This window comes from Mycobacterium gordonae, assembly GCF_001417955.2.
GTDB classification, from domain to species: Bacteria; Actinomycetota; Actinomycetes; order Mycobacteriales; family Mycobacteriaceae; genus Mycobacterium; species Mycobacterium gordonae_B.
In genome coordinates this window covers 21,290-47,867 of the sequence record NZ_LKTM01000318.1, presented here as the reverse complement: position 1 = coordinate 47,867, position 26,578 = coordinate 21,290, and the positions used below count along the sequence as shown (strand labels likewise).

Annotated in this window: 12 protein-coding genes and 2 pseudogenes; 5 read left to right on the top strand and 9 right to left on the bottom strand. The window is 68.8% G+C overall.

Annotation, left to right across the window (positions count from 1 at the left end; all coding sequences use genetic code 11):
- From AO501_RS21895 to AO501_RS36175, 4 genes are all read right to left on the bottom strand, one after another.
- The coding region (locus AO501_RS21895; RefSeq protein WP_156452726.1) for a PE family protein at positions 1 to 763 on the bottom strand (763 nt) is incomplete at its 3' end.
- Between the two features lie 49 nt (positions 764 to 812).
- The gene (locus tag AO501_RS21890) at positions 813 to 3,353 is read right to left on the bottom strand and encodes a sugar epimerase family protein (protein ID WP_055579712.1); all 2,541 of its coding nucleotides are present in this window, start codon (positions 3,351 to 3,353) and stop codon (positions 813 to 815) included.
- On the bottom strand, positions 3,350 to 15,772 hold the full coding sequence (locus AO501_RS21885; protein WP_055579711.1) for a type I polyketide synthase: 12,423 nt from the start codon (positions 15,770 to 15,772) through the stop codon (positions 3,350 to 3,352). Before AO501_RS21885 ends, AO501_RS21890 begins: the two co-directional genes overlap by 4 nt.
- Before the next feature lie 295 nt (positions 15,773 to 16,067).
- Positions 16,068 to 16,418, bottom strand: coding sequence for a hypothetical protein (locus AO501_RS36175; protein ID WP_082658772.1), 351 nt, complete (start codon positions 16,416 to 16,418; stop codon positions 16,068 to 16,070).
- A 176-nt stretch (positions 16,419 to 16,594) separates the two neighbouring features.
- Between AO501_RS36175 and rbpA the strand changes: the two genes are divergently transcribed.
- Entirely contained in the window at positions 16,595 to 16,930 is a 336-nt protein-coding gene (gene rbpA / locus AO501_RS21875) for an RNA polymerase-binding protein RbpA (RefSeq protein WP_055579709.1), read from the top strand.
- A gap of 32 nt (positions 16,931 to 16,962) precedes the next feature.
- Here rbpA and AO501_RS40780 read toward each other — a convergent pair.
- The 4 genes and pseudogenes from AO501_RS40780 to AO501_RS21855 form a co-directional block, all read right to left on the bottom strand.
- Positions 16,963 to 17,760, bottom strand: a pseudogene (locus AO501_RS40780) (polyprenol monophosphomannose synthase); the annotation flags it as partial.
- Between the two features lie 113 nt (positions 17,761 to 17,873).
- Positions 17,874 to 19,553, bottom strand: a pseudogene (gene lnt, locus AO501_RS40775) (apolipoprotein N-acyltransferase); the annotation flags it as partial.
- A gap of 115 nt (positions 19,554 to 19,668) precedes the next feature.
- On the bottom strand, positions 19,669 to 21,201 hold the full coding sequence (locus tag AO501_RS21860) for an amidohydrolase (RefSeq protein WP_055579716.1): 1,533 nt from the start codon (positions 21,199 to 21,201) through the stop codon (positions 19,669 to 19,671).
- 103 nt (positions 21,202 to 21,304) lie between these two features.
- The gene (locus AO501_RS21855; protein WP_055579707.1) at positions 21,305 to 21,799 is read right to left on the bottom strand and encodes an FxsA family protein; all 495 of its coding nucleotides are present in this window, start codon (positions 21,797 to 21,799) and stop codon (positions 21,305 to 21,307) included.
- A gap of 72 nt (positions 21,800 to 21,871) precedes the next feature.
- On the opposite strand from AO501_RS21855, the gene AO501_RS21850 reads away from it, so the two are divergent.
- Together AO501_RS21850 and AO501_RS21845 are read left to right on the top strand one after the other, a co-directional pair.
- Positions 21,872 to 22,564 carry a dienelactone hydrolase family protein gene (locus AO501_RS21850; protein WP_055579706.1) on the top strand — a complete coding sequence of 231 codons (693 nt, stop codon included), beginning with the start codon at positions 21,872 to 21,874 and terminating at the stop codon, positions 22,562 to 22,564.
- Positions 22,561 to 23,085 (top strand): hypothetical protein, encoded by a 525-nt coding sequence (locus AO501_RS21845; protein WP_055579705.1) that lies wholly within the window; start codon positions 22,561 to 22,563, stop codon positions 23,083 to 23,085. The genes AO501_RS21850 and AO501_RS21845 overlap by 4 nt, the downstream gene beginning before the upstream one ends.
- Positions 23,086 to 23,102: 17 nt before the next feature.
- Here the strand turns inward: AO501_RS21845 and AO501_RS21840 are convergent, their stop codons facing one another.
- On the bottom strand, positions 23,103 to 23,492 hold the full coding sequence (locus tag AO501_RS21840) for a PPOX class F420-dependent oxidoreductase (protein WP_055579704.1): 390 nt from the start codon (positions 23,490 to 23,492) through the stop codon (positions 23,103 to 23,105).
- 143 nt (positions 23,493 to 23,635) lie between these two features.
- Between AO501_RS21840 and AO501_RS21835 the strand changes: the two genes are divergently transcribed.
- Positions 23,636 to 24,439 (top strand): SDR family NAD(P)-dependent oxidoreductase, encoded by an 804-nt coding sequence (locus AO501_RS21835; protein WP_055579703.1) that lies wholly within the window; start codon positions 23,636 to 23,638, stop codon positions 24,437 to 24,439.
- Positions 24,440 to 24,617: 178 nt separating this feature from the next.
- Positions 24,618 to 26,573: a PE family protein gene (locus AO501_RS21830; protein WP_055579702.1), complete on the top strand. Its 1,956-nt coding sequence runs from the start codon at positions 24,618 to 24,620 to the stop codon at positions 26,571 to 26,573.
- The last annotated feature ends 5 nt before the right edge of the window (positions 26,574 to 26,578 follow it).

Here is a 26,578-nt window from a genome sequence, read left to right as displayed (position 1 = left end):
CGCCGCCGTTGCCGGCCAGCAACCCGCCCCAGCCGCCGGCGCCGCCGTTACCGCCGCCGGTGGCACCGAGCCCGCCGGCGCCACCGCCCCCACCCGCGCCCAGCAGGATGGCCTGACCGCCTGCACCGCCGAGGCCGCCGGTACCAGTCGGCGCGTCACCGCCGGCACCGCCGGCCCCGCCGTTGCCGAAGAGCCAGCCGCCGTTGCCCCCGGTGCCGCCGACCGCGCCCGCGGCACCGGCACCGCCGGCTCCGCCATTGCCCAACAGCCCTGCGGCGCCGCCCCTTCCACCCGCTGGGTGGGCACCACCGCCGGATCCGCCGGACCCGCCGTTACCGAACAACAAGCCACCGGCCCCGCCGTCTGCGCCGGTTCCCGCGGCGCCATCGGCGCCGTTTCCGATCAGCGGGCGGCCCAACAACAGTTGGGTGGGCAGGTTGATCAGGTTGAGCAGATCGTTGAGGGGGCCCAGCGCAGCCGCGTTGACGGCTTCGGCACCGGCATAGGATGCGGTGCTCGCGGCGAGGGCCTGCACGAACCGGGCGTGGAAGGCTTGCGCCTGCTCCCCCAACGCCTGGTAGCCGGATGCGTATCGGCCGAAAAGTGCGGCGATCGCCGCGGACACCTCATCGGCGCCGGCGGCGGGTATCTGTACGGTGGGGATCGCGGCAATTGCGTTGGCGGCGTTGACCGCTGCTTCGATGGTCATCAATTCTGTTGTGGCAGAATCGATTATCTCCGGCGTGACCCACACAGACGACATTGCGCACCTCCCCCGGGCCCGGCCCGATGTGAAGCACAGGGTATCGCGGTCAGGGCTCCAGCAGCCGTATTTCGCCGGTGGCGCCGTCCACTTCGACCAACGCACCTTGCGGCAGCGACCGGGTGGCGCCCTGGACGTCGACCACACACGGGAAGCCGAACTCGCGGGCGACCACCGCGGCATGCGACATCGGCCCGCCGAGTTCGGTGACCACCGCGGCGGCGTAACAGAACGCGGCCGTGTATCCGACGTCGGTGACCTCGGCCACCAGGATTTCGCCGGGTAGCAGATCGTCGATGGTCTCGGGCCGCACGATCCGCACCCGGCCACGCACCCGCCCGCCGCACACGCCGACCCCGCGCAGGGTGTCCCCGCCGCCCAGGACCACCGGCGCCGATGTGGTGGGCTCCCACTGGCCGCTGAACACGGTCGGCGGGACGACGGCCACCAGCCGGCGCTGCTCGGCGCGGCGCCGGGCAATCAGCTCGGAAACGTTGGCGGGCAACGCGTCGAGTTCGTCGACCAACAGGTAGAACACGTCGTCGGCAGCCTGGAACACCCCCGATTCGGTCAACCGGCGGCCATACTCGCGCAGCAGTCCGCGCAGCACCCAGATGGCGCGCACCATCCGGTCGCGCCGCACCTCCCGGTCGCGTAGTTGTCGCGCCGCCAGCAGCGCAACAAGTTTGGCGCGCAACGGAATCGGAGCATGACGAGGCTCCGGGGCCGGCGGGGCGCTCAGCGCCTTGGTGACCATGCGGATCAGCAGCTCGGGATCGTCGGCGTAGCTGGTCGACAGCATCTCCACCTCGGCCGGACCCCGGTGTCCCATCAGTGCCAGTTCGTCGAGCACCGCACGATGAAACTCCGGCGCCTCGACGGCGAGCTTGTCCAGGCGCTCGCCGGGTTCGGCGAGCACCCGGAGCACGGTCGGGTCCCGGCGGGCCGCCAGTGCCAGCCGCTGCATGGCTTCCACCGACCGGGCACTCACCAGTTCCGGTCCGGCCGACGGCGCGGTCTCGCGCCCGCACAACCCGCGCAGCAGGACGTTGAAGGCCGCGCACAGCATGAATGATCCCGACGCCAGCAGCCACCCGTGCACCACGTGGTCGCGCGCCAGCAGGATCAGGCTCAGCAGCCGGCGGTCGTCCAGGCGGGCGACGTCGTCGCCCACGAGTTGCTCGAGTCGTTCGATATCGCCGCGGTAATCGCCGGTGTCGAGCGGAGAACCGGCGCTCAGGCCCACCAGATTCACCCCGAAGACGCCGATGTTGCGGACGGTGCGCAGCCGCCTGCGGACGGGGTTGGTTTCCGAAGGCGGACGTTCGTCACCGAAGATCGGCAGCGAGGCCATGCTGGGACCGAAGAACCCGCTGTTGCTGACGATGGTCGCGGGCTTGGCGAACGGCACCGTCTCGGCCATGAAGTGTGCCGACGTGATGGCGCCGTAGAGCCGGTGGGCGAACACCGCGACCGTGCGCATCGCGATTTCCTTCTGCACCACACCGCCGGGTCGCAGCCGCTCGGCGATGCCCACTCCGCCGGCGCGCAGGCCGCGCACGGTGACCGACGCCGACGACGGCGAAAAGGGGCCCGGTAACGCCTCGGAGAGGTTGGTGGCCAGGAAGGTCGGGAAGCGCGGGTCGATCGGAGTGTCGAACTCGCCGTTCTCGGCTTCCGGCCCAGCCAGTTTCGGCTCGACGCCGTCATCGGCCGGAGTGTCGACGGCCGGCAGATCCTGGATCGGGGCCAGCCGCCAGGGCAGTGCGAGCACCCGGTTGCCCAGCCCGAGCCGCCCGCGCACCGCGAGTGAAAAGTCCTCCAAGGATTCCTGCGCGGTCCAGGCCGGTTCGAAATGCCACTCGTCCCGCAGCCGCGCGGTGTCCATCAGCGGAACCGCACACCTGGGCCCGACCGGCACCATCGGTCGCCGCAGCGCCGCCGCGACCTGCCGCACGGTGGGCGCCCCCGGTGCGGCGAGATTGACTGCGCCACTGATGATTTCGTCCTGCAGGATGGCCTGGTTGAGAAGCCGCAGGGCGTCGTCGGTGTGCACGACCTGGATGCGGTGATCGGCGGACCCGGTGAACAGCACCGGAAGAGCCGCCAGAGTCCGCAATCGGTTGTCGACGCCGCGGCCCACCACGAGCGGCAAGCGGACAGCTACCCATTCGAATCCGGAGTCCGCCAGCATCCGCTCCACCCGGGCCGCGTGCAGCCCGCCGGACGTCGTCGGGTCCAACGGGTCGTCCTCGGTCGCCGGCCGCGGCGCAGCGCCGTAAACCTGCGCGCAGGAGGTGAAAACGATTCGCCCGCCGCTGTTTTCGGCCATCGCCGCGAGCACGTTGGCGGCTCCCTGGATGTGGTCGTCGCCCCGTGCCGCAACGCAGTGCGCCACGGCGTTCGCACCGGTGATCGCACGGCCGACCGCGTCGGCGTCCCGGATGTCCGCGGCGACGAAACGGGCGGCGCTCGGCCAGCTCTCGGGGCGCCGACGGGCGATACCGGTCACCTCGTGACCCTCGCTGAGCAGCCTGGCAACCAGGCCGCGGCCGAGCACGCCGCCCGCGCCGGTGACGGTGATTCTCACTCGTCGTCGTCCATGAAGGCGGCGTTGACCAGGTCGTCGAGGTCCATGTCCGCGAGGTCCTTGCCGGCCGACTGGTCCTGCGGCGCGCCGGCAGCGCCGTTGCGGTCGCCGTCGCTCTCGTTGGCCAGCGCCAGCAGCAGCTCCAGCACGCCGGCCTGCCGCAGCCGCTTGACCGGGATGGACGCCACGACGCGCCGCAGCTCCTCTTCGCCGGGCGCCGCCGCGGGCTGTGCATCCTGGTGCGCCGCACCGAGCAGTTCCTGGTGGAAGTAGCCGGCCAGGGCCGCCGAGTTCGGGTAATCGAAGATCAGCGTCGGCGAAAGCCCGAGCCCGGTTGCGGCTTTGAGCCTGTTGCGCATCTCGACCGCGGTGAGCGAGTCGAAGCCCAGTTCCTGGAACGCCCGGTCGGGGTCGATGGCCTCGGGTGTGGTGTTGCCCAGCACGGTGGCGATGTGCGACCGCACCAGATCCAGCAGAACGGCGTGCTGTTCCTCCTCGTCGAGGCCTTCCAGCCGTTGCAGCAGTGCCGATTTGGACTTGGCGGCAGCCAGCGAGTCGTCCACCTGACGGCGCGCCGGCGCATTGATCAGGTCGACGAACATCGGTGGCAACGTTCCGGCGTCGAACTTGGCGCGCAGCGCCACCAGGTCGATGTGTGCCGGGAGCAGGAACGGCTCGTCGACAACCAGAGCGGTGTCGAACAATTCGAGGGCTTCCTCGGACCCCATCGCCACGATCCCGTCGCGGGCGAACCGGGCGAGATCGGCCGCACCCAGCGCTCCGGTCATGCTGCTGGCCTGATCCCAGAGTCCCCATCCGAGCGAGACGGCAGGCAGCCCGTGCTGTTGGCGGTGCAGGGCCAGCGCGTCCAGGAACGAGTTACCCGCAGCATAGTTGGCCTGGCCGGAGGCCCCGGCCAGTCCCGCGATCGACGAGAACATCACGAACGCCGACAGTTTGAGGTCGCGGGTCAACTCGTGCAGGTTCCACGCCGCATCCACTTTGGCCCGCATCGCCGCATCGACGCGTTCGGGAGTCAACGACGTGACCACCGCATCGTCGAGCGTTCCGGCGGCGTGGATCACCGCCGACAACGGATGCTGCGCCGGGACATCGGCAATCACCTCGGCCAGCGCTGCCCGGTCGGCCGCATCACAGGCGACCACACGAACGTCTGCGCCGGCGGCCTTGAGTTCGGCGGCCAACTCCGCCGCGCCCGGGGCATCCGGGCCGCGACGACTCACCAGCAGCAGCCGGCGCACCTGATGCCGGTGCACCAGATGCCGGGCCAAGGCCGATCCGGCCATCCCGGTGCCGCCGGTGATCAGCACGGTGCCCTCGCCCACACCGGAGGTCATGCTCATCACGACCTTGCCGACGTGGCGCGCCTGGCCGAGGTAGCGCAGCGCCGCGGCCGCCCGGCGCACGTCGAACACCGTGGCCGGCAACGGCTTCAGCACGCCGGCGGCGAAGAGTTCGGACAGTTCGGCGAGCATCCGCTGGATGTGGTCGGGCCCGGCTTCGAACAGGTCGAAAGCGCGGTAGCGCACCCCTTGTTCGGCGACCTCAGCCGCGTCGCGGATGTCGGTCTTGCCCATCTCGAGGAAAACCCCGCCCGGCGCCACCAATCTCAGGGAGGCGTCGACGAAGTCGCCGGCCAGTGAGTCCAGCACCACGTCCACACCACGCCCACCGGTGGCGGCGCGGAAAGAGTCCTCGAAGTCCAGGCTTCGCGAATCGCCGATGTGTGCATCGTCAAAGCCCATGGCACGCAGCGTGTCCCACTTGCCCTTGCTCGCGGTCGCGAAAACCTCGACACCCCAGTGCCGGGCCAGCTGGACGGCCGCCATACCCACACCCCCGGCAGCCGCGTGCACCAGCAGCCGCTGTCCGGGCTGCACATCCGCCAGCACCTTCAACGCGTAGTAGGCGGTGGCGAAGACGACCGGCGCGGTGGCGGCGTCGGTGTCCGACCACCCGGCCGGAACCTTGATCAGCAACCGCTCGTCGGTGGTCGCCACGGCCCCGGTGCCCTCCGGGAACAATCCCGTGACCCGCTCCCCTACCTGGAAAAGAACGGCATCCGAGGCGGTTTCGATCACCGTTCCCGACGCTTCGACACCCATGGCCGCGGCTTCGTCGGGATAGAGGCCGAGCGCGATCATGACGTCGCGGAAGTTGGCGGCCATGGCACTGGTCGCGATTCGCACCTGCCGCGGGCCCAGCGGGGCGTCCGCGTCGGGAATGGGCTCCATCCGCAGGTTCTCGAACGTACCCGGGCTGCTCATGCCCAGTCGCCACGGAACGTCGCCCGGGGGCGCCAGCAGCCCGCGCACCGCGCGGCTGCCGTGTACGCGCGCGATGTGCGGAGTGCCGTTGCGCAACAAAACCTGTGGCTCACCGACCGACAGGACCGCTGCCGCCTCCTCTTCGGTGATGGGCACATCGGTGTCCACCAACACGATTCGGCCGGGATGCTCGGTTTGCGCGGAACGCACCAGACCCCAGACCGCGGCTCCGGCCAGGTCGGTGATGCGCTCACCGGGTAGGGCCACTGCACCGCGCGTCGACACCACCAGAACTCCCGAGTCGTGCTCAGCCAGCCAGGCCTGCACGGCCTCCAGCGCGCGATGGGTGGCGGTGTACACCCCGGCCAGGGTGTCGCCCGCGACGGGTTCGGACGCGAAGACCTGGTAGGGCGGGGTTCCACCGGTGGCCAGGGCAGGTGCGGGCGACCAGTTCACCTCGAACAGTCGGTCACCGGCCGAGCCCGACAGCGCGGCCTTGAGCTGTTGCTCGGTCACCGGACGGGCAACCATCGAGGCCACCGACAGGACGGGCAACCCCAGCGCGTCGGTCAACTCCACCGACACCGACGACGGTCCGGTCGGCGTGATGCGGGCCCGCACCGCCGACGCGCCCGCCGCATGCAGGCACACGCCCTGCCAGGCGAAGGGCACCAACACGCCGTCGGCGCGCTCCAGGCTGTCGTTGGCGCCCGCGATGATCGCGTGCAGTGCCGCGTCCAGTACGACTGGGTGCACGCCGAAGCCCGTGGGCGACAACCCCGCCGTATCTGGCAGATTCACCTCCGCATAGAGGTCGTCGCCGCGACGCCACATGGCGGTCAGTCCCTGGAAGGCCGGGCCGTAGCCGTACCCGCGCTCGGCCAGCCGCTCGTAAGTTCCGGTGACGTCGACCGGGCTGGCGCCCGCCGGCGGCCAGGTCGACAGATCCGTGACCGGTTGTGCGGCAGCGGTACTCACCGAACCTTCGGCGTGCAGCAGCCAGCCGCTCTCGGCCCGCGAAAACACCGATACGCCACGCGAGCCGGATTCGTCGGCGGCATCGACGACGACTTGCACGGCGACCGAACCGGATTCGGGCAAGATGAGCGGGGCAGCCAGGGTGAGTTCGTCGACGGTCGTGCAGCCGACTTCGTCCCCGGCACGGATGGCCAGCTCCACGAATCCCGCGCCCGGGAAGATGGCGACGCCACCCACCGCGTGGTCCCGCAGCCAGCCGTGCGTCGCCGCCGACAGCCGGCCGGTCAACACCACCCCGCCCGAGGACGGCAGGTCGACAACCGCCCCCAACAGGGCGTGCTCACCGGGAGCCAGGCCCAGGCCCTCGGCATCGACGGCGGCGTTGCCGCTGGACAACCAGAATCGGCGTCGTTCAAAGGCATACGTCGGCAATTCGACGAAGTTCGCCTGTCCCAGGACGGCACGCCAGTCCACCGCCGCACCCGCGACGTAAACCTGAGCCACCGCGGTGGTCAGCGTGGCCGGTTCGGGCCGGTCCTTGCGCAGCGCGGAGGCGGTGGTGATCGCGACGTCGGGCAGCGACTCCTCGATCGACGCGGTCAGGCCGCCGTTCGGACCGACCTCGAAAAACCTTGTCGCGCCGGCTGACTGCGCGTAGCGGATGCTGTCGGCGAAACGCACCGCTTCCCGGACGTGACGCTTCCAGTAGGCGGCTGAGGCGAAGTCGTCGCCGGCCAGTTGCCCGGTCAGGTTCGAGATGACCGGAATCGTGGGTTGTCCGATCGGCAGTCCGGCCGCAACCGAGCCGAATTCGTCGACCATGGGATCCATCAGCGGGGAATGGAAGGCGTGGGAAACGGCGAGCTGGTGCACCCGGCGGCCCTCGGCCCGCAGGCGCTCGGAGACTTCGAGCACGGCCTGCTGCTCACCCGAAATGACCAGCGACGCCGGGCCGTTGACCGCGGCGATGCTGACCTCGGCCGTCAGCAGCGGCCGCACCTCATCCTCGGTGGCCTGCACGGCGACCATCGCGCCGCCGGCCTCCAGCCGCTGCATGAACCGGCCCCGGGCGGCGACCAGGACGGCGGCGTTCTCCAGCGACAGCACGCCGGCAACGTGCGCGGCCGACAGTTCGCCGACGGAGTGCCCCATCACGAAGTCGGGCCGCACTCCCCAGGATTCCAGCAGCCGGAACAACGCGACTTCCACCGCGAACAGCGCCGGCTGAGCGAACTCGGTTGTGTTGAGCACGCTTTCGTCGTGGCCCCACATCACCTCGCGCAGCGGCCGAAGCAAGTGGCGGTCCAGTTCGCCGACGACGGTGTTGAACGCCTCGGCGAACACCGGGTAGGTCGCGTGCAGGCCCATGCCCATGCCCAGCAGCTGGGAACCCTGGCCGGGGAACACGAAGACGGTCTTACCGCCCGGTTGTGCCACACCGCGGACGACCGTGCGGAGATCGTCGTCGTCGGCCAGCTCGGACAGCCCTGCCAGCAGCCGGCCCCGGTCGTCGCCGATGACGACGGCGCGGTGCTCGAAGGATGATCGGCCGGCCAGGGACCAGCCGACGTCGGCGGCGTCGAGTTCGTCGTGCCGCCCCAGGTATTCGGCCAGCCGGCCCGCCTGGGCGCGCAACGCCGGGGCGGACTTGGCGGAGATGACCCAGGGCAGCATCGCGGGTTTCGGCCCCGCAGTTTCGACTGCGGGCGCCGCGGGTCCGGATTCGATGATCACGTGCGCGTTGGTGCCGCTGATCCCGAACGACGAGACTCCGGCTCGCCGGGCACGTGCCGCCTCGGCAGGCCACGGCTGCGGCTCGGTCAGCAGCGCAACCGATCCCGTCGACCAGTCCACGTGCGGGCTCGGCGCGTCGACGTGCAACGTGGCCGGCAACACCTGGTGACGCATCGCCTGCACCATCTTGATCACTCCGGCCACACCGGCGGCGGCCTGCGTGTGGCCCATGTTCGACTTGATCGACCCCAGCCACAGCGGTGCGGTGCGGCCCTGCCCGTAGGTGGCCAGCAACGCCTGTGCCTCGATCGGGTCGCCGAGCATGGTGCCGGTGCCGTGGCCCTCGACCACGTCGACCTCGGTGGCCGTCAGGCCCGCGCTGGCCAGCGCGGCGCGCACCACCCGTTGCTGGGAGGGACCGTTGGGAGCGGTCAATCCGTTGGACGCGCCGTCCTGGTTGATGGCCGACCCGCGCACCAGAGCCAGTACCGGGTGCCCCAGCCGTTGTGCATCGGAAAGCCGTTCCACCACCAGCATTCCGCCGCCCTCGGAGAATCCGGTGCCATCGGCGGCGCCGGCGAATGCCTTGCACCGTCCGTCGGCCGACAGGCCCCGCATGCGGCTGAATTCGATGAAGATGTCGGGCGTCGCGTTGATCGTGACACCGCCGGCCAGCGCCAGGTCGCACTCCCCCGACCGCAGCGACTGCACCGCCATGTGCAACGCCACCAGCGAGGACGAGCACGCGGTGTCCACTGACACCGCGGGCCCTTCCAGCCCGAGCACATAGGCGACGCGACCCGAGGCGACACTGGACGACTGCCCGGTCAACCGGAAGCCTTCCGCCGCCTGTGCGGCGCCGATGCCGTAGCCCTGGGTGTACACCCCGGCGAACACTCCCGTGGCGCTGCCCCGCAGCGAGCCCGGCTCGATGCCGGCCCGTTCCAGTGCCTCCCAGGACAATTCGAGGTACAGGCGTTGCTGCGGGTCCATCGCCAGCGCTTCGCTGGGTGCGATTCCGAAGAAGGCGGGATCGAAGTCGGCGACGCCGTCCACGAAACCGCCGGTGCGGGTGTAGCAGGTGCCGGCGACGTCGGGATCGGCGTTGTACAGCCCGGCCAGGTCCCAGCCCCGGTCGGCCGGGAAATCCGACAGCACGTCGCGCCCCTGAATCACCATGTCCCACAGGTCTTCGGGCGAGTGCACGCCACCGGGGTAGCGGCAGGACATGCCCACGATCGCGATCTGGTCCGCACCGGTGACCCGCACGGCCGGGACGTCGGTGGCCTCCTGCGGCAATCCGGCGAGTTCGGTCCGGATGTAGGTGGCCAGGCCGCTCGGGGTCGGGTAGTCGAAGATCAACGTGGGTGAAAGCGAGAGTCCGGTGGCGGATTTCAGCCGGTTACGCATCTCGACGGCGGTCAGCGAGTCAAAGCCCAAGTCCTGGAACGCTTTGTCGGGATCGATCGCTTCGGGCGCGACGTTGCCCAGCACCGTGGCGATGTGGGAGCGCACCAGGTCCAGCAGCAGGGCGTGCTGCTCGGCCTCCGCCAGCCCGTGCAACCGGTGCGCGAGGGCCGATTTCGACTTCGCCGCCGCCAGCGACTCGTCGACCTGTCGCCGTGTCGGTGCGTTGACCAGGTCCCGGAACATCGGCGGCACCGCTACGGCGTGGGCACGCAGCGCGGCGAGGTCGATCCGGGCGGGCGCCAGGAACGGCTCGTCGACGATCAGCGCGGTGTCGAACAGTTCCAGTGCCTCGTGCGAGGACAGGGCCAGGACGCCTTCGCGCCCCAACCGGGCCAGGTCCGCTTCGTCCAGTCCGCCGGTCATGGCGCTGGCCTGGTCCCACAGTCCCCAACCCAGCGAGATTGCGGGCAACCCGTGTGCCCGGCGGTGTGCGGCCAGCCCGTCGAGGAAGGAGTTGGCTGCCGAATAGTTGGCCTGCCCCAACGAGCCGACCAGGCCGGCCATCGACGAAAACATCACGAAGGCAGCGACATTCAGGTCCCGGGTGAGCTCGTGCAGGTTCCACGCGGCGTCCACCTTGGCCCGCAGCACCGAATCGATCCGGTCCGGTGTCAGCGAGGTGACCACCGTGTCGTCCAGCACGCCGGCGGCATGAATCACCGCGGAAAGCGGCCGCTGCACCGGGATGTCGGCGATCACCTTGGCCAGCGCCGGGCGGTCGGCAGCGTCACATGCCGCCACCTGAACCTGCGCACCCGCGGCCTCGAGTTCAGCCACCAGCTCGGCGGCACCGGGTGCGTCAGGGCCGCGCCGGCTGAGCAGCACCAGATGCCGAACGCCGTGCTGGGTGACGACATGGCGCGCCAGCGCCGAACCGGCCATGCCGGTGCCGCCGGTGATCAACACCGTGCCGCGGGCCCACAGGCCCGGCAGGGTCATGACGACCTTGCCGATGTGGCGGGCCTGGCTGAGGTAGCGCAGCGCCGCCGGCGCGCGCCGGATGTCGAACGTCGTCACCGGCAACGGCCGCAACACCCCGGCGTCGAAGAGTTCGGCGAGATCGAGCATGTACTGGTGCATGCGCGGACGCCCCGGCTCGAACAGGTCGAAGGCGCGGTAGCGCACACCCGGGTATTGCTGGGCGATCACCCCGGGGTCGCGGATGTCGGTCTTGCCCATCTCCAGGAACACCCCACCGGGGGCAACGAGACGAAGGGAGGCGTCGACGAATTCGCCCGCCAGCGAGTCCAGGACGACATCCATGCCCGCCCCGCCGGTAACGGTCCGGAATTTTTCCTCGAAGTCGAGGCTGCGCGAGTCGGAGATGTGGTCGTCGTCAAAACCCATGGCGCGCAGCGTGTCCCACTTGCCCTTGCTGGCAGTGCCGAACACCTCCAACCCGAGATGCCGGGCCAGCTGGGTGGCCGCCATCCCCACACCACCGGCGGCGGCGTGGATCAACACCCGCTGCCCCGGCTTGACGGGTGCCAGGTCCATGAACGCGAACCAGGCGGTGGTGAAAACCGCTGAAATGGCCGCCGCTTCGGCGTATGACCAATCCGACGGCATCGGCAGCAGCAACCGGACATCGCCGGGGACCAGGGTGCCGCTGGTGTCGGGGAAGAAGCCGCACACCGAATCGCCGACCGCGAACTCGGTGACGCCGGGTCCGACCTCGACCACCACGCCGGCGCCCTCGCCACCCAGCAACGCTTCGTGGGTGAACATGCCCAGCGTGATCATGATGTCGCGGAAGTTGGCCGCGATGGCGTGCAGGGCGACGCGGACGTAACCGGGCTCCAGCGGCGCGTCGGCGTTTGGCACCGGCTCCAGCCGCAGGTTCTCGAATGTGCCCGCACTGCTCAGGCCCAGCCGCCACGGCCCGTCGCCGGGCGGTTCAAGGATGTGATCAACCGCGCGGCTGCCACGAACCCGCGGGGTGTAGATCTGGCCCGCGCGCACCAGCAGCTGCGGCTCGCCCACGGCCAGTGCCGCTGTCAGCGCCGAATCATCCAGTGGCGCATCGGAATCGATCAACAACAGACGACCGGGGTTTTCGGTTTGCGCCGAGCGCACCAGGCCCCAGACCGCGGCGCCCGCCAGATCGGTGACGTCCTCGCCCGGCAGCGCCATCGCGCCCCTGGTCGCCACCACCAGCACACCCGTCTCGTGCTCGGTCAGCCACGACTGCAGCGCGGCCAGCGCGCGGTGCGTACGTTCGTAAGTTGCGGTGACCGGATCCTCGTCACCGACGACGGATTCGAAGATCTCATACGGCGGCATAGCGGCACCGCCGGTGGCGGTTGCCGGCGTCCAGACCAGTTCGAACAGCCGGTCCGGTCCGGATCCGGAAAGTGCCGCGCGCAAGCGCTTTTCGTTCACCGGGCGGGCCACCATGGCAGCGACCGACAGCACCGGCAGACCCAGGCCGTCGGCCAGCTCGACAGAAACCGCGGACTCGCCGGCGGGGGCGATCCGCACCCGTACCCCGGAAGCGCCCGCGGCGTGCAGCGTCACGCCCTGCCAGGCGAACGGCAGCATGAGTTCGGCTGCCGGATTGGCCAGTACCGCGGCGTGCAGGGCGGCATCGAGCAGCGCCGGATGCACCCCGTAGGCGGCCGAACCGCCTGCCGCCTCCGGCAGCGTCACCTCGGCGAACAACTCCTGACCCCGGGACCACAACGCCGTCAACCCGCGGAACGCCGGACCGTACCCGTAGCCGTGCTCGGCCAGCCGCTCGTAACCGCCGGCCAAATCGATGGCGACAGCGCCCTTCGGCGGCCAGACCGACAGATCCGCGCCGGGCTCGACGGAGCCCGGACGCAATGTGCCCTCGGCGTGACACACCCACACCGAACCGCCGTCGACGTCGGCGTGCGAGTAGATCGACACGCCCCGCTGCCCGGTCTCGTCGGCGGCCGCCCCGACAATCACCTGTACCGCAACCGATCCCGAAGCCGGGATCACCAGCGGTGACCGCAACGTAAGCTCGTCGACCGCCGAACAGCCGACCTCGTCCCCGGCGCGGATCGCCAGTTCGACGAAGCCCGTGCCGGGGAACACGGCCATGCCGGAGACCGCGTGGTCGGCCAACCATCCCTGCGCACTCGCAGAAAGCCGGCCGGTGAGGACGACACCGCCCGAGTCGGGCAACTCCACTACTGCGCGCAGCAACGGGTGTTCGCTGGCGGTCAGCCCCAGACCGGAGGCGTCAGCCCCAGTGCCCTCGCTGGACAGCCAGAACCGGCGCTTGTCGAACGCGTAGGTCGGCAACTCGACAAACCCGGCACCGTCCAGCACTCCACGCCAGTTCACGGCCACGCCTGCGACGAAGGCAGCCGCCGCCGAGGACAGGAACCGTTGCAGTCCGCCGTCTTCGCGACCCAGGGTGGGGACCACGACGGGTTCGGTGTCGCACGCGCTGACGGTGCCCTCGATACCGGCGATCAGGGCCGGATGCGGACTCGATTCGATGAACACCCGGTAGCCGTGTTCACAGGCACTGCGCACCGCCTGGTCGAGTTGCACGGTCTGGCGGATGTTGCGGTACCAGTACTCGGCATCCAAACCCGCAGTGTCCAAACGATTTCCGGTCACGCTGGAGAAAAAGGCGATGCGCGACGAGGATGGCTCCAGTCCGGCCAGCACCTCGGTGAGCTCGCTGCGGATAGCCTCGACCTCCGCCGAGTGCGACGCGTAGTCGACGTCGATACGGCGAACACGTAGCTCCCGCTCGACGCAGACCGCACTGAGTTCGTCGAGCGCGGCCCCTTCGCCGGACACCACGACCGCAGACGGGCCGTTGACGGCGGCGATGTCGAGCCGGCCACCGAAGGGCGCCAACAACTCTCGCGCTTGCTCGGCGCCACAGGCGATCGACAGCATTCCGCCCGGCCCGGCCAGCCCGGTCAGCAGCTTGCTGCGCAGCGTCACCACCTTCGCGGCATCGTGCAGCGTCAGCGCACCGGCGACATAGGCCGCGGCGATCTCACCCTGGGAGTGACCGATGACCGCATCCGGGCGCACCCCGATCGACCGCCACAGCTCGGCCAGCGACACCATCACCGCGAACAGCACCGGTTGCACCACGTCCACGCGATCCAGGCCCGGAGCACCGGGGGCGCCGCGCAGCACGTCGAGCAGCGACCAGTCGACGAACTCAGCGAAGGCCTCCGCGCATGCGTCGATCTGCCGCGCGAATACCGGTGCGGTGTCCAGCAATTCGACCGCCATGCCGGGCCACTGAGAGCCCTGGCCGGGGAAGACGAAGACAGTCTTGCCGGTCGGGTGGGCCACGCCGCTGACGAAGTCGCCCGGTTCATCGTCGGCCAGGGCGGCCAATCCGGCCAGCAGTCTGTCGCGGTCTCCCCCGACGATGACCGCCCGGTGTTCAAACGCGGTGCGGCCGGCCAGCGACCAGGCGACATCGGCGATGTCCAGATCGTCACGCCCACCGATGTATTCGGCCAACCGGGCAGCCTGCGCCGTCAAAGCCGGGGCCGACTTGGCCGAGATCGTCCACGGCACCGCCGGGCGCTGCGGGCCGGCTTCGCGCAGTTGCGCGGCCGGCGCCGACTCGATGATCACGTGCGCGTTGGTGCCGCTGATCCCGAACGAGGACACCGCCGCACGGCGGGCACGGGCCGACTCGGTGATCCAGGGCTGCGGCTGGGCCAACAATTCCACTGCCCCCGCCGACCAATCCACGTGCGGGGACGGCACATCCACGTGCAGCGTCGCCGGCAACACCTCGTGGCGCATGGCCTGGACCATCTTGATCACGCCGGCGACGCCGGCGGCGGCCTGGGTGTGACCCATGTTGGACTTGATCGACCCCAGCCACAGCGGCTGCCGTCCGGACTCCGCGCGTCCCTGCCCGTAGGTGGCCAACAACGCCTGCGCCTCGATCGGGTCGCCGAGCGTGGTGCCGGTGCCGTGGCCCTCGACCACATCGACGTCGGTCGCCGACAGCCCGGCGTTGGCCAGAGCGGCGCGCACCACCCGTTGCTGGGAGGGACCGTTGGGCGCGGTCAACCCGTTGGATGCGCCGTCCTGGTTCACCGCGGTTCCCCGCACCACTGCCAGCACCGGGTGTCCCAACCGCTGGGCGTCCGAAAGCCGTTCCACCACAACGACCGCGCCGCCCTCAGACCATCCCACTCCGTCGGCGGCGCCCGCGTAGGCCTTGCACCGGCCATCCGGAGCCAGGCCCCGGTGCCGGCTGAACTCGACGAAGACCGTCGGGGTGGCGTTGACGGTCGCGCCGCCGGCCAGCGCCAGGTCGCACTCCCCCGACCGCAGCGACTGCACCGCCATGTGCAACGCGACCAGTGACGAGGAGCACGCGGTGTCCACCGACACCGCAGGCCCTTCCAGGCCCAGCACATAGGACACCCGGCCGGAGGCGACACTGGACGTCATACCGGTGAGCCGGTAGCCCTCGATCTCCTCAGCAAACATTCCGTAGCCCTGGGCGATGATTCCGGCAAACACACCCGTGGCGCTGCCCCGCAGCCCGCCGGGATCAATCCCGGCCCGTTCCAGGGCCTCCCAGGACAGCTCCAGCAGCATCCGGTGCTGGGGGTCCATCGCCAGCGCTTCGCTGGGCGCGATGCCGAAGAAGGCGGCGTCGAAGTCGGCCACACCGTCCACGAAGCCACCGGTGTTGGCGTAGGTCTTGTGCTGCGCGTCCGGGTCGGGATCGAACAGCTGGCCGACATCCCATCCCCGGTCGGTGGGGAACTCCGCGATGACGTCGCGGCCCTCGGCGACCATCTGCCACAGGCTGTCCGGGGAGTCGACGCCGCCCGGGAACCGGCACGACATTCCGACAATGGCGATCGGCTCGCTGGTCCGCTCCAGCAGCGCGCGGTTGGTCTTCTTCAGGCGTTCAACCTGGACCAGCGCTTTCCGCAATGCTTCAGTCGCATGCTGGAGCTGATCACTCATTACTAACCCCTCGCCTAATTTGGTCGTCTCTGACCCGCCGGATGCGGCTCTCGCCGAGTCACAGAAACTGCTGCGCGAAGCGATGCCTTGGCGCAGCATTCCGACCCAAGAATCTCGCTCGTGAGTATCGCCAACTCCGGCAGGATTTCAAAAACGTCGGATACTCCCAGCAGCGAGCCGAAGGCCGGCCGGGCACCCCGCGTACCGTGAGCCTTCTGCACTCCCTTGTACACGCGGCCCGCCGTTCATGGCGCGACTTTACCGGTCCGGGCGGCACCGGCGTTCCGCGAGCGCGTCAGACTCCCACGCGACGCCAGCCGTCCGCGGCCCTGGCCGCGCGCAACAACTCATCACACAATTCGCGCAGTTCAGTCGCCGCCGCGCCTTCATCCAGGGCAGTGACGACGTCCTCCGCGGCACATCTGACCTGATAGACGCGATCCGAAAGGTCGGCGGCCTCGTCGGCGGACAACACCACGGCGTCGACGGGCAGGGCAGCCGTTTCACCGCGGGAAATCATCGCCCGCTGCTCATAAGCCCGCTGCCGGCACGACTGTCGGCAGTACTGTCGGCGGCGGCCCATTCCGACGTCGGTCACATCACGACCACACCAGCGACAGGGCTGGGGCCGAAGGCGACGACTCACGCCTGACGACTTTAGTCCGATACCGGCCGTGATCCCGGTATCATGGACAGTCGCGTCGCGCACCGCGCAGCAACGTGGAAAACCGGGAACTTGTGCAGACGGTCTTAACGTTTGCTTAGACAGATCCAGAATTACGGGAGCAGCAGCAGCTCGCCGGACCCAAAGGAGCAGCACCAATGGCTGATCGTGTCCTACGAGGTAGTCGCCTCGGAGCCGTGAGCTATGAGACCGACCGCAATCACGACCTCGCGCCGCGCCAAATTGCTCGGTACCGCACCGAGAACGGCGAGGAGTTCGAGGTCCCGTTCGCCGATGACGCGGAAATTCCCGGCACGTGGCTGTGCCGCAACGGCATGGAAGGCACCTTGATCGAAGGTGACCTGCCCGAGCCGAAGAAGGTCAAGCCGCCCCGGACGCACTGGGACATGCTGCTGGAGCGCCGCTCGGTCGAGGAGCTCGAAGAGCTGCTCAAGGAGCGCCTGGAACTGATCCGGTCCAAGCGCCGCGGCTAGCGAGCCGGGCGAAGCGGGTCGCTGCCGTCAAATCACGTGTGGGCGCGGCTGGACCGGGTGCGGTTGCGCCGGCCCTCGATGCCCCACTGCGCAACCTTGACCAGCGCCTCGCGGATGTTCGAGCCGCTCATCTTCGACACACCGATCTCACGCTCGGTGAAGGTGATCGGCACCTCGACGACGACGAAGCCGGTGTTCACGGTTCGCCAGGTCATCTCGATCTGGAAGCAGTAGCCCTTGGAGTCGACGCTGGCCAGGTCGATCGTCTCGAGCACCTCGCGGCGATAGGCCCGGTAACCGGCGGTGATGTCGTGGACCCCGACGCCCAGGGCGAGGCGCGAATACGTGTTGGCCGTCCAGGACAGGGCCCACCGGCGCCACGGCCAGTTCCGTACGGCACCGCCGTGTACGTAGCGTGAGCCGATTGCCAGATCGGCGCCGGCCTCGACCGCCTCCAGCAGCCGGTAGAGCTGCTCGGGCGCGTGGCTGCCGTCGGCGTCCATTTCGACCAGGACCTGGTAACCGCGGCTCAGACCCCACGCGAAACCTTCCAGATATGCCGCGCCCAGACCGTTCTTCACGGTGCGGTGCAGCACATGGATGCGATGGGGATCGGCCGCGGCCAGCTCGTCCGCGAGCCGGCCGGTGCCGTCGGGACTGTTGTCGTCGACGATGAGGACGTGCACGTCGGGGCAGGCGTCGGTGACGCGCCGATGGATCAGTGGGAGGTTCTCAAGCTCGTTGTAGGTGGGGATGATCACCAGGACGCGCTGGCTGGGACTGTTGCCCGCAACCTCGGGCCCAGACTGGCCGGTGGTCATGTAGCTCCTTCATTTCGCCCGATAGACGTTCGGTCGCCCTCGTCGGACTGGCCTTCGTTCGCAGTCTCAACGTGTGCCGTCGCTGATTCGTTCGCAACTTCCTCGTTGTCCGTTTCAGCTGACGGCGTATCGGAATTGTCAGGTTCGCCCGCCGGCCCCGACCGCCTTCGCAACCGAGGGCGCCTCGGACGTGGGAACCAGCCGGAGGAAGAACTATTGTGCCGTATCGCGAAGACTATTACCGCGCCAGCTGCCCCGACCAGCACCCATTGCAGTATCGGAGCCCACCGGGTGGCGGGTGTGAGCCTGGTCTTGAGGCGCACCTGGATATCGATGTAGTCGGGCGTGAAGAAGTCGGTGCGCTTGAGTTCGGCTCCGTCCGGGGCTATCACGGCGCTGATTCCGGTGGTGCCGGCCACCAGGACGTACCGGTCATGCTCGACGGCGCGGACCTTGGCGAACGCCAGCTGCTGCTCACTCATCGCCTTGGTGAAGGTGGCGTTGTTGCTGGGCACGGTCAGCAACTGCGCGCCGTTGAGGACGGAGTTGCGCGCCGCGCGGTCGAAGACCACTTCCCAGCAGGTGGCGACCCCGACCGGAATGCCCGAGATGTGCACGGTCCCGGTACCGGGCACCGGGACGAAGTAGCCGGCGCGGTCGGCGTAACCGGAGAGATGCCGGAACAGCCACCGCATCGGCAGGTACTCGCCGAACGGCTGCACGATCGCCTTGTCGTGCCGGTCAGCGGGCCCGGTGCCGGGGTTCCAGACGATCATCGTGTTGGTGTACTCGGGGTTGTCGTTCGTGCTGCCTGGCTTCACGAGCAGCGTGCCGATCAGGATCGGCGCCCCGATGGCGTCGGCGGCTTTGGAGATCTCCTGGCCGGCGTCGGGGTTGACGAACGGATCGATGTCCGAGGAGTTCTCCGGCCAGATGACGAACCGGGGTTGCGGCGCCAGGCCGGCCCGCACGTCTTCGGCCAGCCGCAGCGTTTGGCTGACGTGGTTGTCCAGCACTGCGCGGCGCTGCGCGTTGAATTCGAGGCCGAGTCGGGGCACGTTGCCCTGCACGACGGCGACGGTGACTGTCGGTTCACCGCCGGACCCGACGCCCGCGTGCCGTACCTGCGGCCAGACCAGGATGGCGCCCAATAACACCAGGCAGATCGTGACGCCGGGCAACATGACGGCCGGCGGTTGGGATTGGTCTCGTGGCGTGGCGGTACCGCTGCCGGCTCCAAACCACTTCCCGATCTCGATTGCGATCGCCGTGAGGCTCGCACCGATCAGAACCACCGCAACCGACAACAGCGGGACGCCGCCGAGCTGAGCCAGTGGCAGTAGCGGGCCTTCGGCCTGACTGAAGGCAACCGCTCCCCACGGGAATCCGCCGAACGGAAACGTGCATTTGAGCCACTCCTGGGCGCCCCAGAGCACCGCGAACCAGATCGGCCATCCGGGCAGCCGCCGCACCACCACGGCACACAGGCCGAATAGAGCTGGGTAGGTTGCGCACACCGCCGCCAGTACCAGCCACGGCATGTCGCCCACCAGCGTGCTGATCCACGGCAACAGCGGCAGGTAGAACGCGACACCGAACAGGAAGCCGTAGCCCAGCCCACCCGCCGGCGTGGTGGCGGGATGCTTGAGCACCCAGCTCAGCAGGGCGATGGCGACAGCGGCGGCCCACCACCAACTCAGCGGCGGGAAACTCGCATACATGAGCAGCCCGCCGGCGAGCGTGGCGGTCAGTCGTGTCAGCCTCGGGCGCAGCCGGACCCAGGCGGCCGGGGTCCGCGCCATCCCGCGGCGGGCCAGCCCGCCGAGCCGGGCCGGGACGCTGGGCCGAGCCGCTGGCAACTGCTCCGGTCCGGCATCCAGCGAATCACTCGTTGTTTGCTCCGGGTCCGGCGTGCCGTCAGCCATAGATGACCGAACCCCGGTGCACGGTTTGACGGCACTGCGGCAGGGTGTCGTTGTCGTCCAGCCGGGGTAGTGCGGGGACCCGGGAACGCGGGTCGGTGGACCAGCGTTGGACGGCGTCGCGCGGCGCGCTGACGTCGAGGACGCCGGCGTCCCACACCGCGTAGGAGGCGGGCGCGCCGGGGACCAGGGTGCCGGACACTCCGTCGCGGACGCCACTGGCCCGCCAGCCGCCGCGGGTTGCCGCGGCGAATGCCGCCCGTGCCGACACCGCGCTGCCGGGAGTGCGGTGGTGGATCGCGGCGCGCACACCGGCCCACGGCTGGAAACCGGTGACGGGCGCGTCAGAGCCGAAGGCGAGGGGCACGCCTTGGGATGCTAACAGCGCCAGCGGGTTAAGCCGGCTACCTCGCTCGGGGCCGAGTCGCTGCGCATACATGCCTTCCCGGCCGCCCCACAGCGCGTCGAAATTGGGCTGGACACTGGCGATGACGCCCCAGGCTCCCAACTTGGCGGCCTGTTCTGCGGTGACCATTTCCAGGTGCTCCAACCGGTGTCCGCACCGAGCGACGGCCGCCACCCCGAGGTCGTCCACGACCCGCGTGAAGGCGTCGACCACCGCGGTGACCGCCGCATCGCCGATGACGTGGAATCCGGCAGTCACACCCGCCTCGGTGCACGCGCGGACGTGAGCCTCGATCGCCTGCGGGTCGAGATGACGGGTGCCGGTGCAACCGGGCTCGTCGGCATAGGGTTCGTGCAGCCACGCGGTGCGCGACCCCAGCGCACCGTCGATGAACAGATCGCCCGCCAACCCCCGGGCGCCGGTCTCGGCGATCAGGTCGCGGGCCTCGGCGGCGGTGGTCACCGGCTCACCCCAGTACCCGACGACCTCGACGCCCTGGCTGAGTCGACGCAGGGCGTGCCAGTCGTCGAGCCCGCCGATCTGCGGCCCGGCGCATTCGTGGACTGCGACGACGCCCGATGCGGCCAGCGCTTCCAGTGCGGCCACGCGGGCCTCGGCTAGTTGATCGTCGGTCAGCAGGCCGCGGGCGACCGCCCGCACCTGGTGATGCGCATCGCCGGTCAGTGGCTGCTCAGCGGCGAAACCGGCCACCGCCGTCAGGTCGGGCACGAGCCGCCTCAGCGCGGTAGAGGCCAGCGCGGAGTGCACGTCGACGCGGGCCAGGTAGGCGGGACGGTCGCCGAGCACCCGGTCGAGGTCCTCGGTGCTGGGCGCGGTGTTCTCCGGCCACGCCGACTCGTCCCAGCCATGGCCCCACACCGGCCGACCCGGGTGAGCCGCCGCATGGTCGGCGACCATCTGCAGAAATTGCGCCCGGGAACCGGCCGCCCGCAGATCCAGCCCGCTGATGGCCAAACCTGTTGCGCTCACATGGATGTGGCTGTCCACGAAGCCTGGGGCCACGAACGCTCCGGCGAGGTCCTGGATGTCGGCGTCGGGGAATTGTCGACGACCCACCTCGTCGCTGCCCAGCCACGCGATGACATCACCCCGCACGGCCATCGCGGTGGCGTCGGGATGACTCGGGCTGTGCACCCGGCCGTTCACGAGCAGCGTGGTAGACGTCACGGCAAAACCCTAGATGGCGGGCGGAAAGCCTGAATAGCTACCAGGGCGGCCGGTCCGCGCGCGGAGCGCGGGTCAGGGTCGGTGGCTCGCCGTCGATGACGTCGATCACCTCACCGTCGATGTAGTCCCGACGCGGCGCGTCGGCCGGGGTGGCGCCCACCAGCGGGACGCGCCGGAGGAATCCGCGCAGGGCGACGGCGGTGAGGGCCGGACGTGCGGCCGCCCGGATCGGCGGCACCAGCAGCAACAGCCCCAGCAGCGTGGTGGCCAATCCGGGGACGACGACCAGCCCGGTCGCCAGCGCGGTCAGCGCACCGTCGCTGAGCGCGGTACGCGGTTCCTGCGCACCGGACCGCAGCTGCATGAACTGCCGGGTGAGCTGCAGCCCGCCCATCGGAGCCCCCAGGCCCAGTCCCAGAACCAGGGTGCCCAGCAGCACCACAACGGTCCAGCCGACGCCGATCGCCGCCGCCAGCCCGACAGTCACCATGAGCTCGACGACGGCATAGATGAGAAACAGCCGTCCAACCATGTGACGCCAACGTCCGCGGTGCACGCCGGAGTTCCTCGAACGGTCGCGCCCCGGCTGCAGTTAGATGACGCTATGACGACGATTGAGCTCAACACACCCGCGGGACCGATCGATGCGATGCTGAATGTTCCCTCCGGTGAGGGGCCGTGGCCGGGAGTGGTGATAGTCCACGACGCGATCGGCTACGCACCGGATAACGAGGCGGTGTCGCAGCGGGTGGCTCGCGCGGGCTACGTGGCGCTCACGCCGAACCTTTATGCGCGGGGCGGCCGGGCGCGGTGCATCACCCGGGTGATGCGGGACGTGCTCACCAAACACGGTCCGGCCATCGACGACGTGATGGCGGCGCGCGAGCATTTGCTGGGCATGCCCGAATGCTCCGGCCGGGTCGGCATCGCCGGCTTCTGCATGGGTGGCCAATTTGCTCTTGTACTGTCGCCCAAAGGTTTTGGTGCTTCCGCGCCGTTCTATGGGACGCCGCTGCCGCGCAAGCTCAGTGAGACACTGGACGGCGCCTGCCCGATAGTGGCCAGCTTCGGCAGCCGCGACCCGCTGGGAGTCGGCGCGGCGGAGCGACTGCGCAAAGTGACCACGGCCAAGAACATCACCGCCGACATCAAGTCCTATCGCGGCGCCGGGCACAGCTTCGCCAACCAGCTGCCCGCCCAGCCGCTGTTGCGTGTCACCGGGTTCGGCTACGACGACGCCGCCACTGAAGACGCCTGGCGCCGGGTGTTCGCATTCTTCGGCGAGCATCTGGGATGACCCGGATGCGCTGGGCCGGTGGCTGCTCGGCTGCCCTGGCCCTGGCCCTGGTCGCGGTCGCACCCGGCCGGGCCGACGCCGAGCAGTTCACCGCCGCTGAGCAGCAGGTCATCGCAATGCTGCCGCCCGGGTACAGCGCCGCCTCGTGCAGCCGGGCCGACAATGCCTTTGCGGCGGGGATCGCGAGCCTGGACTGCACCGATGACCTGCACACCGATACGCCGGACTATGCGCGCTTCACGCTGTATGACTCTTTGGATGCGCTGACGGCCGACTTCTACGCCAGCGTGGCGAGCATGTCGGTGTCGTCCTGCCCGGGTGCGAATGCCTCGCCGGGCACCTGGAATTACGGACCGCACCTGACCAGTCCCGGCGGCAAGGTCGTATGCGGAATCGTCGAGGATCAGCCGGTTGTCGCCTGGACCCGCGACTCCCAGCTGCTGCTGGCGACGGTCAACGGCTGGCCGGACCTCGGCGAGCTGTACCAGTGGTGGCAGCGCTACGGCGCCGCAACGGGTTGAGTCGCCGGCACTTCTCGCTATGCCACTCGCAGCTCGAGGCCCACGTTGTTGTCCATGCCACCGCGCAGCTTGCTGAAAAGATTGAAGACCTTGCCGATGATGCCGTAGCGCTTCCCGATCGCGTCATAGACGAGCTTCGTCTGCGATTTGTCGAGAATGGCCGCCGTGCCGTCGACGGGTTCGCTCTTGGGGCGACCGCGCATGTCGCAGATCGCCAGTTGCACGTGCGGCGTGTTGCGAATTCGCTTGACCTTCCACGACTTTCCCTCGGTGATGACCAGCAGGCGGTCGCCGCTCTCCTTGTCCAAAGCGGCCCAGACGGGGACCGGCTTGGGCCGGCCGTCCTTGGTGAAGGTGGTGAGCAGGATGTATTGCGCTTTGGCCAGGTCGGCGAAGGTGGGTGTCACGGGTGCCAATTTACCTGGCCGTGGCCTGCCGAGCAGACGCGAAATCGCACCCGGAAGGGCTTCAGCGTGCGATTTCGCGTCTGCTCGCGGGGCTAGGTGGTGGACCAAGGCACAATCGCACACTGAGCGACGGAGGAGCTTGCATGGATCTGGGCTTTGCGGGATCGACCGCGGTCGTCACGGGCGGCAGCAAGGGGATGGGCCTGGCCATCGCCGAGACACTGGCGGCCGAAGGAGCCAGCGTGGCCGTGATGGCGCGGGGTCAAGAGGCACTCGATGCGGCGGTGGCATCACTGCGCTCGGCGGGGGCTCCGGACGCGGTGGGGATCAGCGTGGACATGGCCGACGCTGACTCGATTGCCGCGGGCTTCGCGGCCGTGGCCGAACGGTGGGGGCGACTGAACTGCGTGGTGCACACCATCGGACCCGCTGACGGTTATTTCGAGCAGATAGACGACGCCGACTGGGATGCCGCGTTTGCCTTGGGCACCATGTCGGCGGTGCGATCGATCCGCGCCGCGCTGCCTCTGCTGCGGTCCGCCGACTGGGCACGGATCGTCACCCTGGCCGCGCACTCGATCCAACGGCAGAGCCCACGTCTGGTCGCCTACACCGCGTCCAAGGCGGCGCTGGCCAGCGTCACCAAGAACTTGTCCAAAAGCCTTGCTGCGGAGGGCATTCTGGTCAATTGCGTGTGCCCGGGGACCATTGTGACGGCCAGCTTCACCGAGAACCTCAAGGACATCCTCGCCGCCGACGGGCTCGATGCCACCAATCCGTGGGACGTAATGAGCTGGATCGACACGAACTTCCACCACCCCTGTGACCTTGGACGCGCCGGGCTGCCCGAGGAGATCGCCTCCATCACCGCGTATCTGGCATCTCGCCGCAACGGATATGTCACCGGGGCGACTGTGAACGTGGACGGCGGGTCGGATTTCATCTAGGAGACCGCCCGGCCAGTGAACCGGGGTCACATTCCCCGGAACTTTTGGGTGGTTCGAGCCGACTTCTTCCATGTGAGGGATTGCCCGCGGTCATCTGTGCGCGCGATCTGCCTCCGCCGCAAGCTTTCCAGTTCCCGCACGAACGAGCTACGCACTACTGATTCATGGAGGAGATCACGTGTCCTATGTGCTCGCAGCACCCGAGTTGATGTCTCTGGCGGCAGCAGATCTCACCCAGCTGGGTTCGAAGGTCAGCGCAGCCGGCGCAGCGGCACACCAGGCCACGACAGGGGTGCTGGCGGCGGCGGCCGATGAGGTGTCGTCGGCTGTGGCCGCGCTGTTCTCCGGGCACGGCATCGAGTTCCAATCGGCCAGCATCCAAGCCGCCACGTTCCGGGACCGATTCGTTCAGCTGTTGAACAGCGCCGGCGCGAACTATGCCTCCGCCGAGGCGGCCGGCGCTTCGCTTCTGGGGTTGTCCCCCAGCGTCGGCCTGCTGGGTCTGGGCAATGTGGGTGACCTCAACCTCGGTAGCGGCAACACCGGCAGTTACAACTTCGGCAATGGCAACCTGGGCAGCGGAAACTTCGGCAGCGGCAACCTGGGCAGCAACAACCTGGGCTTGGGCAACCTCGGTCTGTTCAACTTCGGTCTGGGCAATGCCGGCTATCTCAACGTGGGCTTCGGCAACGGAAGCCTGGCTCAGGCGGCTCTGGAAAACAAGATCTCGTCGATCAATTTCGGCAGTGCGAACCTCGGCACCTACAACTTCGGTGACGCGAACGTCGGCAACAACAACCTCGGTCTCGGCAACCTCGGCAACGGCAACGTCGGCGTCGGCAACAACGGCCTCAACAACGTCGGCTTCGGCAACATCGGCACCGGCAACATCGGCATCGGTTTGTCCGGCAACAACCAGATCGGCATCGGTGGGCTGAACTGGAGTGGCAGCGGTGGGTGGAACATCGGGCTGGCCAACAGCGGTAGCTTCAATTTCGGTTTCGCCAATACCGGAGACAGCAACTGGGGTCTGGCCAATACCGGAAGCCACAACATCGGTATCGGTTTGACCGGTGACAATCAGGTCGGCTTCGGCGGATTCAATTCCGGGACGGGCACTTCCGGCCTGTTCAACTCCGGAACCAACAACACCGGGTTCTTCAACTCCGGCGGCGGCACCTTTGGCGGCGGTCAGAACTGGGGTCTCTTCAACTCGGGCACAGCCAATTCCGGTGCGTTCAACGGGGGCAGCTTCGACACAGGCCTGTTCAACGGCGGCGACCACAACACCGGCCTGTTCAACGCGGGCAGCTACAACACGGGAGTGCTGAACACCGGCTCGTTCAGCTTCGGTGCTCTGAACGCGGGCCAGGGCAATATGGGCCTGCTCAACCCGGGCACCGGCAATGTCGGCATCGAGAACTCCGGCACATTCAACTCCGGCTTCGCCAACGCGGGCTACACGAACTTCGGCCTCTATAACGCCGGCTACTCGAACATGGGGATCTTCGATTCGGGCTTCGGCAACGCCGGCGCCTTCAACTCCGGCGGTGTCGACTTGAACACGCTCACGGTCGGCGGCGGCAATGTCGGTTTCTTCAACTCGGGCGCCCTGAACACCGGATTCTCGAACTCGGGGAACCTCAACACCGGGTTCTGGAACGGCGGCAGCGTCAACACCGGCTTCGGCAGCGCGCTCACGCAGGCCGGCACCGTCTCGGGCTTCGGCAATTCGGGCGACCACATCTCCGGCTTCTACAACATCGGCAGTTACAACGCCGGCTACGGCAATGCGGGCCAGTACAACTATGGCTTCGAGAATAAGGGGAACGGGCAGGGCGGCTCGATGATGCTGACCCCGGACCTGTCCCCGAACGTGGGATTCTTCAACACGGGTACCAACGGGGTGGGCTTCTTCAACACCGGCCAGTACAACGTGGGCATCTCCAACTCAGGCTTCAACGACGTCGGATACGGCAACTCGGGAATGGTCAACACGGGGTTCCAGAACACCGGCAGCTACAACATCGGCTACGCCAATTCCGGCACCTGGAACTCGGGCTTCCGCAACTCGGGCAATTACAACTCGGGCGGCTACAACACCAGCGACAACACCTCGGGCTTCTTCCGGTAGCCGCC

Coding starts and splice junctions, on each gene's coding strand:
- AO501_RS21885 (WP_055579711.1), bottom strand. CDS start 15,772: ATGAGTGATCAGCTCCAGCATGCGACTGAAGCATTGCGGAAAGCGCTG.
- rbpA (WP_055579709.1), top strand. CDS start 16,595: ATGGCTGATCGTGTCCTACGAGGTAGTCGCCTCGGAGCCGTGAGCTAT.
- AO501_RS21860 (WP_055579716.1), bottom strand. CDS start 21,201: ATGGCCGTGCGGGGTGATGTCATCGCGTGGCTGGGCAGCGACGAGGTG.
- AO501_RS21855 (WP_055579707.1), bottom strand. CDS start 21,799: ATGGTTGGACGGCTGTTTCTCATCTATGCCGTCGTCGAGCTCATGGTG.
- AO501_RS21850 (WP_055579706.1), top strand. CDS start 21,872: ATGACGACGATTGAGCTCAACACACCCGCGGGACCGATCGATGCGATG.
- AO501_RS21845 (WP_055579705.1), top strand. CDS start 22,561: ATGACCCGGATGCGCTGGGCCGGTGGCTGCTCGGCTGCCCTGGCCCTG.
- AO501_RS21835 (WP_055579703.1), top strand. CDS start 23,636: ATGGATCTGGGCTTTGCGGGATCGACCGCGGTCGTCACGGGCGGCAGC.